At 47.8% G+C, this 16,500-nt stretch carries 14 protein-coding genes; all 14 read left to right on the top strand.

The window, feature by feature from the left end:
• Positions 1 to 73: 73 nt before the first annotated feature.
• The 14 genes from E0496_RS13555 to E0496_RS13490 all read left to right on the top strand — a co-directional run bounded on the left by E0496_RS13555 (position 74) and on the right by E0496_RS13490 (position 16,487).
• Positions 74 to 1,183: an ABC transporter ATP-binding protein gene (locus E0496_RS13555; protein WP_141502244.1), complete on the top strand. Its 1,110-nt coding sequence runs from the start codon at positions 74 to 76 to the stop codon at positions 1,181 to 1,183.
• The gene (locus E0496_RS13550) at positions 1,173 to 1,991 is read left to right on the top strand and encodes an ABC transporter permease (protein WP_141502242.1); all 819 of its coding nucleotides are present in this window, start codon (positions 1,173 to 1,175) and stop codon (positions 1,989 to 1,991) included. Before E0496_RS13555 ends, E0496_RS13550 begins: the two co-directional genes overlap by 11 nt.
• Positions 1,975 to 2,775, top strand: a complete 801-nt coding sequence (locus tag E0496_RS13545; protein ID WP_141502240.1) for an ABC transporter permease — start codon at positions 1,975 to 1,977, stop codon at positions 2,773 to 2,775. The genes E0496_RS13550 and E0496_RS13545 overlap by 17 nt, the downstream gene beginning before the upstream one ends.
• Positions 2,775 to 3,848, top strand: coding sequence for an ABC transporter substrate-binding protein (locus E0496_RS13540; RefSeq protein ID WP_141502239.1), 1,074 nt, complete (start codon positions 2,775 to 2,777; stop codon positions 3,846 to 3,848). The genes E0496_RS13545 and E0496_RS13540 overlap by 1 nt, the downstream gene beginning before the upstream one ends.
• Before the next feature lie 66 nt (positions 3,849 to 3,914).
• A complete protein-coding gene (locus E0496_RS13535) occupies positions 3,915 to 4,853 on the top strand; it encodes a DMT family transporter (protein WP_241674793.1) in 939 nt (312 codons plus the stop codon).
• Between the two features lie 367 nt (positions 4,854 to 5,220).
• Positions 5,221 to 5,883, top strand: a complete 663-nt coding sequence (locus E0496_RS13530; protein ID WP_141502237.1) for an HAD family hydrolase — start codon at positions 5,221 to 5,223, stop codon at positions 5,881 to 5,883.
• A 153-nt stretch (positions 5,884 to 6,036) separates the two neighbouring features.
• Positions 6,037 to 7,203, top strand: coding sequence for a mannitol-1-phosphate 5-dehydrogenase (locus tag E0496_RS13525; protein ID WP_141502235.1), 1,167 nt, complete (start codon positions 6,037 to 6,039; stop codon positions 7,201 to 7,203).
• A 320-nt stretch (positions 7,204 to 7,523) separates the two neighbouring features.
• Positions 7,524 to 8,783, top strand: a complete 1,260-nt coding sequence (locus E0496_RS13520; RefSeq protein ID WP_141502233.1) for a Glu/Leu/Phe/Val family dehydrogenase — start codon at positions 7,524 to 7,526, stop codon at positions 8,781 to 8,783.
• Between the two features lie 36 nt (positions 8,784 to 8,819).
• Entirely contained in the window at positions 8,820 to 9,797 is a 978-nt protein-coding gene (locus tag E0496_RS13515) for a diaminopimelate dehydrogenase (protein WP_141502231.1), read from the top strand.
• A 209-nt stretch (positions 9,798 to 10,006) separates the two neighbouring features.
• On the top strand, positions 10,007 to 10,792 hold the full coding sequence (locus E0496_RS13510) for a tyrosine-protein phosphatase (RefSeq protein ID WP_141502230.1): 786 nt from the start codon (positions 10,007 to 10,009) through the stop codon (positions 10,790 to 10,792).
• A 123-nt stretch (positions 10,793 to 10,915) separates the two neighbouring features.
• Entirely contained in the window at positions 10,916 to 13,021 is a 2,106-nt protein-coding gene (locus tag E0496_RS13505; protein ID WP_161601407.1) for an S-layer homology domain-containing protein, read from the top strand.
• A gap of 145 nt (positions 13,022 to 13,166) precedes the next feature.
• Positions 13,167 to 13,949, top strand: coding sequence for a YveK family protein (locus E0496_RS13500; RefSeq protein WP_277755851.1), 783 nt, complete (start codon positions 13,167 to 13,169; stop codon positions 13,947 to 13,949).
• Entirely contained in the window at positions 13,930 to 14,622 is a 693-nt protein-coding gene (locus tag E0496_RS13495; RefSeq protein ID WP_141502225.1) for a CpsD/CapB family tyrosine-protein kinase, read from the top strand. Before E0496_RS13500 ends, E0496_RS13495 begins: the two co-directional genes overlap by 20 nt.
• Positions 14,623 to 14,654: 32 nt before the next feature.
• Complete coding sequence (locus E0496_RS13490) at positions 14,655 to 16,487, top strand: polysaccharide biosynthesis protein (protein ID WP_175598057.1); 1,833 nt, start codon at positions 14,655 to 14,657, stop codon at positions 16,485 to 16,487.
• Positions 16,488 to 16,500 lie beyond the last annotated feature (13 nt).

The following is a 16,500-nucleotide window of genomic DNA, read 5'->3' as shown; positions in this document are numbered from 1 at the left end:
TTACTATTGCCGTTTTTCGGGGATGATGTATAATCACTATTGTTTCTTCTAAATAGGCAAAGGGGGATGTGAGATGCAAGAGCAGACGATCATTCGCTTTGAGCATGTAACCAAACAATATCATCATAATGACGCTCCTGTCCTTAGGGATGTCAGTTTTACGATAGAGCGAGGCAAGTTTTATACGCTGCTTGGTCCTTCTGGATGTGGGAAGACGACGATTCTTCGTTTAATTGCGGGCTTTACCGAGCCGTCCGAGGGGCAGATTTATTTTAACGGAAAAGTGATTAACCGTGTGCCTGCCAATGAGCGCCAGGTGAATACGGTATTCCAAGATTATGCTTTGTTTCCGCATCTAAACGTCTTCGAAAATGTGGCCTTCGGCTTGCGAATCAAGAAGCTGAAAAATGCCGATATCACGGCTAAAGTGATGGAGGCGCTTCGTTTTGTCAATTTGAACGGCTATGACAAGCGGGAAATTACGGAAATGTCCGGCGGACAACGCCAACGCGTCGCCATTGCGCGCGCGATTGTGAATGAACCGGAAATCATTTTGCTGGACGAGCCGCTCTCCGCGCTTGATCTGAAGCTGCGGACGGAAATGCAGTACGAGCTTCGCGAGCTGCAGCGGCGACTGGGGATCACGTTTATCTTTGTCACCCATGACCAAGAGGAAGCGCTTGCGATGTCCGACGAAATTTTTGTTATTAATGAAGGGAAAATTCAACAGAGCGGTACGCCAACCGATATTTACGATGAGCCGATCAACCGGTTTGTTGCCGATTTCATTGGTGAATCGAATATTGTGCCGGGCCGGATGGCGCGCGATTTCGAGGTAGAGTTCGCTGGCCGCTCCTTTGTCTGCGTCGACCAGGGATTGACCCCGAATGAAGCGGTAGATATCGTTATTAGGCCGGAGGATTTGGAGATTACCTCCCCTGAGAACGGAAAGCTGCAGGTACGCGTGGATTCGCAGCTGTTCCGGGGCGTTCACTACGAGATTTGCGGTTATGATGAGGCTGGCAATGAGTGGCTTGTCCATTCCACGCGCAAAGCGACGGTTGGCGAGCAGATTGGGCTGACCTTTGATTCGGAAGCGATTCATGTCATGCGTCTAGGTGAGACGGAAGAGGAATTCGATAAGCGTCTGGAAGCCTATAGCGAGGCCGGCGATGTTAAATAAATCGCGCAGCTTTTATCTCATCCCTTATTTAGCTTGGATCGTCCTATTCGTTATTGCGCCGATCCTATTGGTCGCTTACTATTCGTTATTTAATGTGGAAGGCAGCTTTACATTTGATAATTACGTGAAGTTCTTCACGCCAGTGTACATGCGGATGACGCTCAGCTCCTTCTGGTACGCATTTCTGATTACGGCCATTTCGTTGCTCGTTGCTTATCCTACGGCCTACTTGCTGACGAGGACCAAGCACAAGCAGCTGTGGCTGCTGCTTATTATTTTGCCAAGCTGGATCAATTTGCTATTGAAAGCCTACGCCTTTATCGGCCTATTCGGTACATATGGCTTGACCAACTCGGTGCTGGAAGCGATCGGGATCGGGAAGCAGCAAATTTTGTTCACCGATTTTAGCTTTATTTTTGTATCCGTCTATATTTTCATACCGTTTATGATCCTGCCGATCTTCAATGCGCTGGAGGAGATGAATCCTTCGTTGGTGTATGCGGCACGCGATCTGGGGGCGTCGGCTTGGATGACTTTCCGCCGCGTCATTTTTCCGCTCACCATCAGCGGAGTGAAGGCAGGCTGTATGGCGGTGTTTATCCCTGCGCTGTCGCTGTTCATGATTACGCGGCTCATTGCAGGGAATCGCGTCATCACGCTAGGGACCGCGATAGAGCAGCATTTTCTGGTTACGCAGGACTGGGGCATGGGCTCGACGATCGCTGTGTTTCTCATTCTGGCGATGGCAGCGATGATGCTCGTTACCGGCAACCGAAAGCGAGGTGCAGCCGATGCGCGCAAAAAATAAATGGTCCAATCTTTATCTAGTGCTCGTATTCGTTGTACTTTATGCGCCTATCTTTTATTTGATGTTCTATTCGTTTAATAGCGGCGGCTCGATGCGCAATTTTGAGAGCTTTACGCTGGATTACTACAAGGAAGTATTCGAGGACACGCGCTTGCTCATTATTGTGCTGAATACGTTCGTCATAGCGCTGCTGTCATCGGCCATCTCGACGATTCTGGGTGTTATGGGCGCGATTGCGATTCACCATATCCGAAGCCATCGTCCAAAGCAGACGCTGCTTACGCTGAATAATGTGCTCATTGTCAGCCCGGATGTCATTATTGGTGCATCTTTCCTGATTCTGTTCACCATTATCGGCATCAAGCTGGGCTTCGTATCGGTACTGCTCTCGCATATCGCGTTCAGCGTGCCGATTGTCGTCATTATGGTGCTGCCGAAGCTGCAGGAAATGAGCTCGACACTAATTGATGCGGCGCGGGACCTGGGCGCAAGCTCCTGGCAGGTGCTGACGAGAGTCGTGCTGCCGTTTATTAAACCAGGCATATTCGCAGGTTTTTTCATGGCGCTTACCTATTCGCTCGATGATTTTGCGGTGACGTTCTTCGTGACGGGCAATGGCTTCTCGACGCTGTCGGTAGAGATTTATTCACGGGCACGCCAAGGGGTGTCGCTATCGATCAATGCGCTGTCTACGCTTATCTTCCTGTTTACAATTATTTTGGTCGTAGGGTATTACTTCATTAACCAGCGGAACGCGAAGCCGTCGGCTAAGGAGGGGCGCTAATGAAGCAGCTAGTGCGAATGTTTGCTGTTGTGATGATCGTCTCGCTAGGGCTGATGTATTTCATTTCCTACCTGAATTCAAGCGCAGGCTACAGCGGCGACAACACGCTCACGATATATAATTGGGGCGATTACGTTGACCCTGAGCTGCTGACAAGGTTTGAAGAGGAGACAGGCATCAAGGTGATCTATCAGACCTTCGATTCCAATGAAGCCATGATGACCAAGATTGAGCAGGGGGGCACGACGTTCGATGTCAGCATCCCTTCCGAGTACGCCATCAGCAAGATGAAAGAGGAGGATTTGCTGATCAAGCTTGACCACTCGAAGATTCCGAATTTGAAAAATATCGATCCGAGGTTCATGAATCTGTCGTTCGATCCGGATAATGCCTATTCGATCCCTTACTTCTGGGGCACGGTCGGCATTGTCTACAATCCAGAGCTGGTGGGTGACCTAACGTTCGCCAGCTGGAATGAGCTGTGGGATCAGAGCCTGCGCAATCAAATCCTGCTGCTCGACGGCGCGCGCGAGGTGATGGGTATGGGGCTGAACAGCCTCGGTTACTCCCTCAATGACACGGAAGAGGCGCATCTGCAAGAGGCGAAAGCGAAGCTGCAGCTGTTGACGCCGAACGTGAAAGCGATCGTAGGTGACGAAATTAAGCTGCTGCTAGCGAATGAAGAAGCGGCTGTCGGCTTGGTGTGGTCAGGAGATGCCTCGGAAATTATGGGCGAGAATGAGAAGCTCGATTATGTCGTGCCGGAGGAAGGTTCGAACCTGTGGTTTGATAATATGGTCATTCCGAAAACAGCGAAAAATATCGAAGGCGCGCATCAATTCATTAATTTCATGCTCGACCCCGAGGTAGCAGCGCAAAATACGGAATATGTCGGTTATTCCTCGCCTAACCAAGCGGCGATGGCCTTGCTGCCTGAAGAGATTTCAGGCGACGAGCGTTTTTACCCAGATGAGGAGTTGACCAGCAGGCTTGAGGTGTACGACAATCTTGGCAAAAGAATGCTGGCTCATTACAATGAGCTTTTCCTGGAGTTCAAAATGCATAGGAAATAAGCCGCCTATGCGGGGTTGATTTGGATATAGGCTAGGCAATATCTGTGAATAGATGGGGCGAAGAGATTGAATAACAAGTGGATGAATTACGGCGGGCTAATCCTGATCGCAGTCGTGTGGGGAGCCAATTTCGGCATCTCCCGGCTCGCGATGGAGTCGTTTAACCCGGTAGTGTTTTCGTTTTTAAGGTTTGGCCTGGCTATTCCGTTTTTCTTTGTTATTCTAAAGCTGACTGAGGGCAGCGTGGGCATTCCTTGGCGTATCGTGCCGAGGCTTGCACTCATTGGCTTAATCGGGATTACGCTGCTCGAAATCACGGTAATGTACTCGATCAAGTACACGACACTGGCGAATGCATCGCTGCTGAATGTAGCCCCTTGGCCCATCTTCGCTGCTTTGTTTGCGCCTCTGTTCATGAAAGAATCGATAACGCTTCGGCTGATCGTTGGCGGCGCTATCTCAATTGTAGGCGTATGCTTCGTCATCCTTGGCGGGGGTGAGGGCTTCAGTCTCTCTTCTGAAAATATGCTAGGCAACGCTATGGCGTTTGGCGTCAGCATTATCGGGCCGCTCTTTAATTTAAGCTCGATGTCGCTGATGAAGAAATATTCCGCGCTGCGCGTCAGTACATGGACGATCGCCTTCGGCGCGTTGTTCATGCTTCCTCTGACCTTCGGCTCTTGGGGGCAAACCAATTGGTCTGCGCTGCAAGCCGGGCATTATCTATCGATTGGCTACAATGTGCTGATCTGTACGGTTATGGCTTTTGTCGTGTGGAATGCGTGCATGTTCAAGGTGGGAGCGACGCGGTCAAATTTTTTCCGTTATGCGGTTCCTGCTGCGGCGGTTATTGCCGGTTACTTTATGTTTGGCGAGAAAATCACGCTGCTGCAAATGTGCGGCGCAGGCTGCATGGCGGCTGGGCTGATCTGGATCAGCATCGAGCGCAAACGGCGTGAGGAGCCCGTGGCTCCGGCGGCGAACGCGGGCGGGCACTTTGTATAAAGGGAGCATCGTGTTGATGATGCCGATAGAAGACACACGCTAACGTTTGTAGGAGTGACCATGGAGTTGTCCAAAAGAGCTGAAAGTGCTCCGGCGGATAGCTCCTTTTTTGTGCACAAAAGAGTGTTAGCGAAATGTAAGCGGTTCATTAGAAAGGGGTGGAAATTTTTTTTCTAAAGATATCAAAGCGTTTGCAAAAATAGCGAAAAAACCAGTCGGTGCAAGGGATTCCCCGATTTTGGGAGAAAGAGGGGACAGGCCCGTATTACGCCATTTGGGCGCTTGCCCTCCTTGACGTAAACTTTTAAAAAATGTTACGGTTTTGTTAGTAAATCTAACATTTATGCTCTTGAGAGGAGACGGATGAATGATTAAAGCGATAATTTTTGATTTTGACGGCACGATTATTGACACAGAAACGGCTTGGTACAACGCTTTTCGTGATGCATACAAAGAACATGGTGTAGACCTCACATTGGAACAGTACTCAGGCTGTATTGGCACGAGTCTTCATACCTTTAACCCTTACGAGTATTTGATGACGGATTTGAATCTTCCCATCGATAAGCAGGCGTTCCGCGAGCTTGTTCATCAGCAGCATTCAGAGCTGATGCAAAGCGAGCAGGTACGCACGGGCATTCTAGATTATTTGAACTATGCGCAGGACTCTGGCCTGAAGATCGGCCTTGCCTCAAGCTCGGCTCGCGCCTGGATCGACAAGTATTTGGAGCAGCTTGAAATCGGGCATTACTTCGAGTGCATACGTACGGCGGATGATGTAGCTAAGGTGAAGCCGGACCCTGAGCTCTATACACAGACGCTTGCAGGACTCGGCGTAAAAGCAGGTGAAGCGGTGGCGATCGAGGATTCGCCTAACGGCGCCCGGGCGGCATCGGCAGCGGGCATGTCGTGTATCGTCGTTCCCAATACGATTACAAGAAGCTTGTCCTTCGACAAGTGCGAGCGTTCGTATCATGCGGAATCGCTGGCTCATATTGATTTTCATGAAATGGTTGCAGGCGGGCTGTAATAGGCAAGCGATTTGGATTTAAATTCGGATAGAGATGCAGATATAGATGCGGATAGAATGTGAAACGTAAAGCAGAAGCTTTTTATAACAAAATAAGTCAGAATATTCTGTCTAATTAAAGACGAAACCATCCAAATTAAGGGGGTTCGGACGATGAAGGCTGTTCATTTTGGCGCAGGCAATATAGGTAGAGGCTTTATTGGTCTTCTTCTGTCCAATGCGGGTTATGAGGTTACGTTCATTGCCCGCAATGAGAGGAAGGTCCAGCTGCTTCAGCAGCAGAAGAAATATGCCGTGACGCTGGCGAATGAAGCTAGAGATACGGAAATTGTGAGAAACATATCGGCAATCAGCGGGAAAAATAAAACGGCCGTGACTGAGGCGGTTGCAACAGCGGAGCTGGTCACCACGGCGGTGGGAGTAACGGCACTCAAGCATATCGCTGAATCTATCGCGAGCGGGATTGAGAAGCGGCTTAAGGAGCACAATTACAAGCCGCTGCACATCATTGCGTGCGAGAATGCAATATCCGGAAGCTCGCAGCTGAAGCGGCGGGTGTATGAACATTTGGCTGTAGAGTGGCATGAGGCGGCGGATCGCTGCATTGCTTTTCCCAATACGGCGGTAGACCGGATCGTTCCTGCGCAGGAGCATGACGACCCGCTGAAAGTGACCGTAGAGCCGTATTTTGAGTGGATCATCGATCGCTCGGACATGCTCGAAGGTTATCCAGAAATCGAGGGCGTAAAGTATGTAGACTCCTTGGAACCTTACATCGAACGTAAGTTGTTCACCGTGAACACGGGCCATTGCACGGCAGCGTACCATGGTTACCTTGAAGGGTATGCGACGATTCAAGAAGCGATGGGGGATGACAAGATAAAGGAGGAGCTGTCGAAGGTGCTTGGAGAGACGGGCAGCATCCTTACCTCCAAATACCACTGGGACGAGAAGAAGCATAACCGGTATATTCAAAAAATGATGCTGAGGTTCACGAATCCGAGGCTGACGGACAACGTGATTCGGGTAGGGCGCTCGCCGATCCGTAAGCTATCTTTAAATGATAGGCTGGTGAGGCCTGCCTTGCAGGCGCATAAACTGGGTATTCCAATCCCGCACCTTACCTCGGCGATAGCGGCGGCACTGCTGTTTGATTACGAGAAGGATGAAGAGGCTGTTATGCTGCAAACGGCTATTCGCCACACGGGCATTCATGATGTGATTACCTCCCATATGGGGATTCCTCACAAGCATGATATTCATCAAAGCATCGTAGATCGCTATGGGGCTTTGAAGGAGTTTTATGCGGTAATGAAATGAGATTGGGAAATAGTTACATCCTTGTGCGTAATGAAGAACGAGAATGCGAAAGAGAATTGATGGGAGCTAGACTCCCGTCAATTCTCTTTTTTTGTTGTTATTTTGCGGTCGATGACAGTTGTAAGTCGCTTTAATCCTCAAATCTATGTCACTGTTACTCCCACTCAATGAAACCTAACATGACAATGGATAAAATCGCTGAATATTTGTACTTTTTAGCGAAAAATTTCTTTTAAAATACTATTGAAAAAGGTAAAATCAAAAAAGCGGCTTTTCAATGGATTGGGAGTCGAACTCTACGAAGAAGGAATGAACCCGAAATGACAGTGACTACAGTGGAAGAAACGTTAAATCCGTACCAAATCGCACAGCAACAAATTGATACGGCAGCAGCGCATTTGCAATTGCCTGAGCATGTTACGCAAATCTTGAAGCAGCCAAAACGTGTGCTATCGGTAAACTTTCCCGTTCGTATGGACGATGGAAGCGTTCGTGTATTTGAAGGATACCGTTCTCAGCATAACGACGCGATTGGACCCACTAAGGGCGGCATTCGCTTCCACCCGGATGTAACACTTGACGAGGTTAAAGCACTTTCCATGTGGATGAGCTTCAAATGCGGCGTTGTTGGACTGCCATATGGCGGCGGTAAAGGCGGCGTTATTTGTGATCCACATCTTCTTAGCAAAGGCGAGCTTGAACGTGTCAGCCGTGCTTTCATGGAAGCGATCGCTGATTTCGTAGGACCGGACAAAGATATTCCAGCTCCAGACGTGTACACGACTCCGCAAATTATGGGTTGGATGATGGATACGTACAGCAGACTGAAGGGCGTTAACTCCCCAGGCGTTATTACAGGCAAACCGCTTATCCTTGGCGGATCGAAAGGCCGTAATGAAGCAACAGCTCAAGGCTGTGTATATACCATTCTAGAAGCGCTTAAGGATCTGGATATCCCTGTTCAAGACGCTACTGTAGCTGTACAAGGCTTTGGTAATGCAGGCCGTATTGCTGCTCGTTTGCTTAGCGAAGCAGGGTGTAAAGTCGTTGCTGTCAGCGACTCCAAATGCGGCATTTATGATCCGAACGGAATAGATATTGAAAAAATCTCCACACTAAAGGATACATCTTCCATCCGCGAGTATGGCGAATCATTCGTAATCTCGAACGAGGCGCTGCTTGAGTTGAATGTTGATATTTTGGTACCTGCTGCGCTTGAGAATGTCATTACAGCGGCTAACGCAGACCGTATCAAAGCGAAGATTATTGCAGAAGCAGCTAACGGCCCTACAACGCCTGAAGCGGATCGCGTATTGTTCGGCAAAGGCATTACCGTTATTCCAGACGTACTTGCCAATGCAGGCGGTGTAACGGTTTCGTACTTCGAGTGGGTACAAAACCTTGCGAACTACTACTGGAGCGAAGCAGAAGTGCTTGAGAAGCTTGAGACGAACATGGTCCTTTCTTATGTAGCGGTTCGTGACCTTGCTAAAGAACATGACGTAGACCTTCGTACGGCTGCTTACATGATTTCGATTAAACGCATCGCAGCAGCGATGGACGCAAGAGGCTGGATCTAAGCTTGAAACCATTTTAAAGGAAGAGGTGGCGGCATCATGACTGAACAAATTCGTATCGGTATCGTTGGTTACGGCAATTTGGGCCGCGGGGTAGAGCTTGCGGTTAAGCAAAACCCAGATATGAAACTAGACGCTATCTTTACCCGCAGAGACCCGGCTTCCATTCCGTCTGCGGTGAAAGCCTACTCCATTGAAGACGCAGAACGTTTTGTGGGTGACATCGACGTTATGATTTTGTGTGGTGGCTCCGCAACGGACCTGCCGGAGCAAGTGCCTGCTTTCGCACGCTTGTTCCATACGGTAGACAGCTTTGACACGCACGCACGCATTCCCGAGTTTTTCGAACAAGTGGATGCGATTGCGCAAGCGAGTGGCAAAGTTAGCGTTATTTCTACAGGCTGGGACCCGGGCTTGTTCTCACTGAACCGCCTGCTGGCTGAATCGATTTTGCCGGAAGGCAAGGAGTACACGTTCTGGGGCAAGGGCGTGAGCCAAGGTCACTCCGATGCGATTCGCCGTGTCAAGGGTGTTAAGCATGGCGTGCAATACACGATTCCGAGCGAAGAGGCGGTAGGCCGCGTACGTGCGGGAGAGAATCCGGAGCTTACTACCCGCGAGAAGCATGTCCGTGACTGTTACATCGTAGCGGAAGACGGGGCAGATCAAGAGGCGATTGCGGAGGAAATCCGTACGATGCCGAACTACTTCTCCGATTACAACACAACCGTGCACTTTATAGATGAAGCGACGATGAAAGCGGAGCATTCCTCGATGCCGCATGGCGGCATGGTGCTGCGCAGCGGCAAGACGGGTGAGAACAGCACGCAAATCATCGAGTTTGGTTTGAAGCTGGACAGCAATCCGGAATTCACAGCCAGCGTGTTGGTTGCTTATGCGAGAGCGGCTTACAAGCTCGCTCGCGAAGGCCAAGCTGGAGCAAAGACGGTTTTCGACATTCCATTTGCTTATCTTTCGCCAAAATCCGCAGCAGAGCTCCGCAAAGAGCTTCTTTAGCACTGAACAATTTCTGAAAAAAGCCTTGTATTTGACAATTTTTTACTAACACTTTTGGTAATTGTAGGATATAATGAAGAAAGTTATGAGTTAGAAACTGTCGAAATATAGCGAGAAGTGCTGAATCTTACAGCTTCGTGTGATAGAATTGAGATCAGAAGTGCCTATCAAGGGCGATTGATCAAAATCTACCAGAAAGTGAGATCAGCATGATAGACATCCATACACATATTTTACCCGGATTGGACGATGGTGCAGCCAATTGGAATGATGCTTTGACTATGGCCCGGGCAGCCGTATCAGAGGGAATTACAACCATCATTGCAACTCCGCATCACGCCAACGGGACTTATACTAATGCAGCAGAAGACGTAGCCGAGCACACTCACGCCATTAACGAACAGTTAATCGCTGCGGGTGTGCCTGTTACTATTAGGACCGGTCAAGAAATTCGTGTCCATGATGATCTCCTCAACGCCTGGTATAGGAGGGAACTGCTGACTTTGGCGGATTCTAGCTATGTATTGATTGAGATGCCATCCTCTCGTATTCCGAAGACGATGATTGAACTCATTCACGAGTTCAATGTCTTAAATCTCAAACCTATTATTGCTCATCCGGAGAGAAATGCCGAGGTGACGCAGCATCCGGAACGTTTGGCTGAACTGATCGAAGCGGGGGCGTATGCCCAGATGACTACGCACTCCTTATTAGGAGGGTTCGGGAAGCGCATCGAGCAGCATGCCTGGTCACTTATGAAGAGTGGGCACATTCATATTGTTTCTTCCGACGCACACCATGTAGAGCGCCGCGGATTTCGTATGGGCGAAGCCTATTCGTTCATTGAGAGGCGGATGGGAGAACAGTGGGTGAACTATTTCAAGAGCAATGCAGAAGCTGTTATTCACGATACATCATTTCATAATCAACCGCCGCTTGCCTCTGTCTCAGAGGGGGCTGTACGCCGTTTCCTTTCCTATTTTTATAAGAAATAGGTGGTACTAGATTTGGTGGGAGTAATAGTAAATAGATACATACATAATGGTAGAACGATTGGCGTTATTAGTCATTCATCTATTAGATGGATGCAACTATTTCTTATATAGGAGTGAATGAGAGTGACATTAAGAAAAAAAATAGCAGTATCTACGATTGCTGCGAGCGTAGCCCTTACGGCTTTCGCTGGAATTCCGCTTAGCAACAAGGGTCTTGCGGACAAGCTAGGACTAAATGGGGTAACTTATGCAGCCTCAGCCTTGACTGACTCTGCTCTAGTAACTGAAGCGAAGAAGCTTTACGACGCTCTGGTTGCTACAGGAGGATGGCCGAAAGTACAAGCTCTTCAAACTGCACTGAACGTGCTTGATGTCCATGTGAAAGGCGATATCGTTGATCCGATCGTTGATCGTTTCAATCCAACGGATGCTGAAGAAACACAACTGGAAGGTTTGTTCTTCGCAGCTATATCGTTGTCCTACAACCCTTCAGTTGAAGGCTTAGACAATCTGCGCACGCAATACGGGCCACTTCTTCAAACGTTTGCTACTGAAGCAGGCGTAGAAGATCTGACAGTTGACAATGTTGCCGAATATTTCTTCGATATTCAGAAAGAACTTGTCGCACAAGTGAAGAACAAAAGCTTGTCCGCGCTGCTTGATCTGATGCAGAATAAAGACAGTGTTAAGCAACTTATGCGTGATGTTTTGAATGCATTGTCTGGGAAAAATTATGCGGTACAACAAGTTTTCGCTCATTATGAAGTGAAAACAGCTGATGTGCTTGAAGTACTGACTCGCTCAAGAACGGCAGTAAACAAAGACAGCCTGTTTACGGAAGCAGCAGTGGCTTTGTTTACAGCATATGAATCTCTTAATCCGCCAACCACGGACCCTGGAACTAATCCAGGTACAGGAACGGTAACGCCAGTCATTCCGCTTCCGGTATCCACGGACAAATTGCTTAATGATTTGAAAGCAGCGCTTGATAAAGCAACAGAAGCAGAGAAAACAGCTATTATTACGAAATTTGTCACAGATGCGAAAGCAGAAATTACGACGCTTGCTGCAATTAGCGCTTCAACTAATGTAAGCATTGTTAACGGACAAGCAGTTCTTCAACTGAATGAAACGAGCCTGCTTGCTGCAATTGCAGGTATCAATGCCGTTTCCGATAAAGTGAAGGAAGTGGCTCCAGCATCGGCGCTTGCAAAAACAGCTTTGACTATCAACCTAGGAACTATTACGCAAAAGGATGTCGTACTTAACCTTTCTGATGCAACTGTGAAACTGGCGGCAGCTGGAAGCGTTTCTGGCGCTACCTTCGTTGTTGATAAATTTGAAGTAACGATTCCAGTTGGCGGCACATTCTCGTCAGCTATCGCTCTAACGATCAAGAAAAGCGATGCAACTGCAGAAGTAGTTGGCGCTTTGAAATCGGCTTCGGAGCTTTATGATTTCAACCTGACCGTTGGCGGTACAGCAACAACATCGTTTAACCGTCCGATCGTAATCAGTATTCCGCTTGGCGATACGACTGGCCTGGATAATGAGCTTCTTTCCGTAGCGAAATTCGTGGACGGCAAGTTAGTATTCAATGGCGGACGCGTATCTGGCGGCTCGATTATCGAATCGTTTGTGTCCTTCTCATCTTATGTTGTTGTCGAAAACAAAGTTTCGTTCAGCGATATTGCTTCCGTAGAAGCATGGGCTGGCCGCGAGATTCAAGTGGTAGCTGCCAAAGGAGCTATTGAGGGCAAGTCGGAAGGCAAATTCGTACCGAAGGATAAAGTCACTCGCGCTGAATTTGCGAAGATGCTGATCCGTGCTCTTGATCTTGAAAATGGCTCAGCAGTTGAGAGCTTTGATGATGTTAACTCATCTGATTGGTTCGCTCCTTATGTAGCTGCCGCAGCAGACCTGAAAATCATCAACGGTCGTTCGGCATCGAAGTTTGATCCTAATGCAACGATCACTCGCGCTGAGATGGCTACAATGATCTCTCGCGCTTTGAAAGTACAAGGAGCAGCTGATGTAACGGATGTGAACGCAGCTCTTAAAGGCTTTGCAGATGCGGCTAAGATCAGCGCGACGTTGAAAGAAGGCGTTGCATTCGCAGCGACTAACAAAATCGTTATTGGCGACGCAGGCAAGTTCTTGCCAAACAACAATGCGACTCGCGCAGAAGCAGCTGTTATTATTTATCGGGCTCTTAGTTTCGACAATTAATTAACGATAATGTCAATGTCTTCCTCTCATGTAGGTGAGAGGAAGATTTTTTGTGAAAAAACTGGTTGGTTGTAATAATATAGATTATTATGTATTAGGATGTAGTTCTTTAGGATTATAAAGTAATTCTATATAACTAGATTCGATGGAGGAGAATGGAGTGTCTAACGAACTAGATTTACGACAATACATGGCAATTATCAAGAAAAGGTTAGCATTAATTATTGTGTTCGTTATCATCTGTACGGCAGCAGCAGCTGTAGTTAGCATGTTCTTCAAAGATCCGGTCTATGAGGCGTCCACGAAGATCATTGTAAATCAGACGGCAACGCAGTTGACGACTGGACAGCTGGATATTAATCAAATTAACTCCAATATTAAGATGATTGATACATACAAGGAAATTATAAGAACACCAGCAATTTTGGATAAAGTAGCTTCGAAGTATCCTGAACTGGGCTTAAGTGCAACCGAGCTTTCACGCAAGATTCAGGTAAGCTCTGTGAACAATACGCAAGTCATGACCTTGGTCGTGCAAGACGTGGATTATAAGCTGGCTGCACAAGTCGTGAACGCGGTGTCTAAGGTGTTCCAAGAAGAGATCCAACATATCTTCAAGGTGGAGAATGTATCGATTCTGAATGAAGCGGTCATTAATGCACAGCCAAGTCCAGTGTCGCCAAATATTCCACTTAATATTGCTATCGCATTTGTTGTTTCACTAATGATTGCAATCGGCATTACATTTCTGCTGGAGTACATGGATGATACGATCAAGACAGAAGCAGATGTATTGCAATATTTGGGCCAGCCTACGCTAGCCATGATCTCAAGAATGAATACGGAGGATGCTAATTCTAGCCATAGCAGCAAAGCCAACCAAACCTACAAGGCAGGTGAATTAGAGCGTGTCTCAATTGAAAAATAAGCGTCAGATTATTACTGTTACAAATCCACGGTCGCCTATATCGGAATCTTATCGCGCGCTGCGCACCAACATTGAATTTTCATCCATTGACGATCAACTGCAGGTGTTAATGGTTTCCTCGGCAGGCCCTGGTGAGGGCAAGTCGACAACCATAACAAATCTAGCGGTGACGTTCGCGCAATCGGAGAAGAGAGTGGTGCTGGTAGACGCCGACCTTCGTAAGCCTACGGCCCATCATACTTTCTCTATTTCGAATCGCTATGGACTTTCTTCTGTGATCTCTCAGCAATGCTCGTTAGAAGAAGCGATTCAGATGTCAGACATCCCCAACCTGGACGTCATTACGTCCGGCGCGATTCCTCCGAATCCGGCCGAGATGATGAACTCTAAGCGAATGACCTTAATTATTGAGAAGCTAAGACAAATGTACGACATTATCCTCATTGACACACCGCCGCTGCTTGCCGTAACGGACGCGCAGATCGTGGCTACCAAGAGTGACGGCGTCATTCTCGTCGTTGATCAAGGTAAGGTGAAACGTGAGATCGCAAGCAAAGCTGTGAAGAACCTGGAGAACGTGAATGCAAGAATTTTAGGGGTTGTCCTTAACAATGTGAAGCGCAAGGCCAATGAAGAGGCCTACTATTATTATTATGGCATGCAAGACAAGTAAACCAATTTGAAGAGGTTAGTTTTAGTGGAGGGATGAGTAAAGTGAGCAACAGAAATAGAATGCTAGTTATCTTGGTGGTCGATATTTGCATTATATGGGTAGCGATTGCGATATCCTATATGTTTCGGTTTGATGGAAGTATCCCTCCCTTCTATGAGAACCAAATGCTAGTATTTGCGTTATCTACCACCGTGATCTGCGGAAGCAGTCTAGCTTTTTTTCGTATGTACAGACGAATGTGGCAGTATGCGAGCATTGGGGAAATCATAGAGCTGGCGAAAGCCATTATTATTGGACTTGTTCTTTCTTATGCAGTGACTTATGTATTGTTTGGGAATCGCGTCCCGCTCTCGATCGCATCCCGAACACTTGAGCTTATGATTATATTTATGGGAGGCTCACGCTTCCTCTGGCGCTTAATCCGAGTAAACAGAACAAGAAAGACAGAATTAACAAATAATGTATTAGTTGTAGGCGCAGGCGACTGTGGAGCATTGATCGCGAAGGAAATCATGACAAGCAACAGCTTTTTGGGCAATCGAATTATAGGCTTTATCGACGATGATCCGCATAAACGAAATATGCAAGTTGTAGGCTTGCCGGTATTAGGCACAAGCATGAACATTGAAGAGGTTGTACATAAATATCAAATCCATGACATTATTATCGCCATGCCTTCCGCCAAGCGGGTGCATATCAGCGATATTATCAATATTTGCAAGCTATCCGGGGCAAAGGTGAAGATCATTCCTTCCATTAATGATTTCATCAAGGGCAAGCTGGCTGTACGGTCGTTACGTAATGTAGAGGTCGAGGATCTACTGGGCAGGGAAGAGGTGATGACCGATCTGGAAGGCATCGCAAATTATGTATCGGATAAGGTGGTTCTCGTTACCGGGGCAGGCGGCTCGATCGGCTCGGAGCTATGCCGGCAAATCTCTTCTTTCCAGCCCTCCTGTCTTCTGCTTCTGGGTCATGGGGAGAACAGCATTTATACGATAGAGATGGAGCTCAGAACGAAGTTCCCGCAGGTGAAGCTGGAAACCGTTATCGCCGATATTCAGGATTGCAGCCGAATGGATGATGTGTTCCGCAAGTACCGGCCTCAGGTGGTCTTCCATGCAGCGGCTCATAAGCATGTGCCTCTCATGGAGCGCAATCCATCGGAAGCTGTGAAGAACAATGTATTCGGTACTCGTAACGTAGCCGATTGTGCGGATAAGTATAAAGCAGAACGATTCGTGATGATCTCCTCTGATAAGGCAGTTAATCCATCCAGCATTATGGGTGCAACGAAGAGAATTGCAGAGATGTACATACAAAGCATTAACACCATTAGTGAGACCCAGTTCGTAGCGGTCCGGTTCGGCAATGTACTTGGCAGCCGTGGCAGCGTAATCCCAAGATTCAAGGAGCAGATAGCTGCAGGCGGTCCAGTCACCGTTACCCATCCGGATATGGTTAGGTACTTTATGACGATACCAGAAGCTGTACAGCTGGTCATTCAAGCAGGTGCCTTTGCCAAGGGTGGGGAGATCTTTGTTCTAGATATGGGCAAGCCGGTGCGCATCCTTGATTTGGCGCAGGATCTTATCAGACTCTCTGGATACGAGCCGAATGTGGACATAGAGATTAACTTCAGTGGTATGCGTGAGGGTGAGAAATTGTTCGAGGAGCTGCTAACCGATGAGGAAGCGGTAACATCGACTCAACATGAACGAATTTACATAGGCAAACCAACACACATTAATAGAGTAGAGTTAGAGCTTCAGTTCAAACGAATTGAGAAAGTCATTGGTGAAGACCAGCATTCCATCAAGGATGTTATTGAGCATCTTGTTCCTTTTTATTCCCATGTATCTTAAGTAAACAGTCTAT

It is taken from the genome of Paenibacillus luteus, assembly GCF_006542765.1.
Lineage (GTDB): Bacteria > Bacillota > Bacilli > Paenibacillales > Paenibacillaceae > Pristimantibacillus > Pristimantibacillus luteus.
The sequence above is the reverse complement of the archived record's forward strand: the minus strand, read 5'-3'. Positions and strand labels throughout refer to the sequence as shown.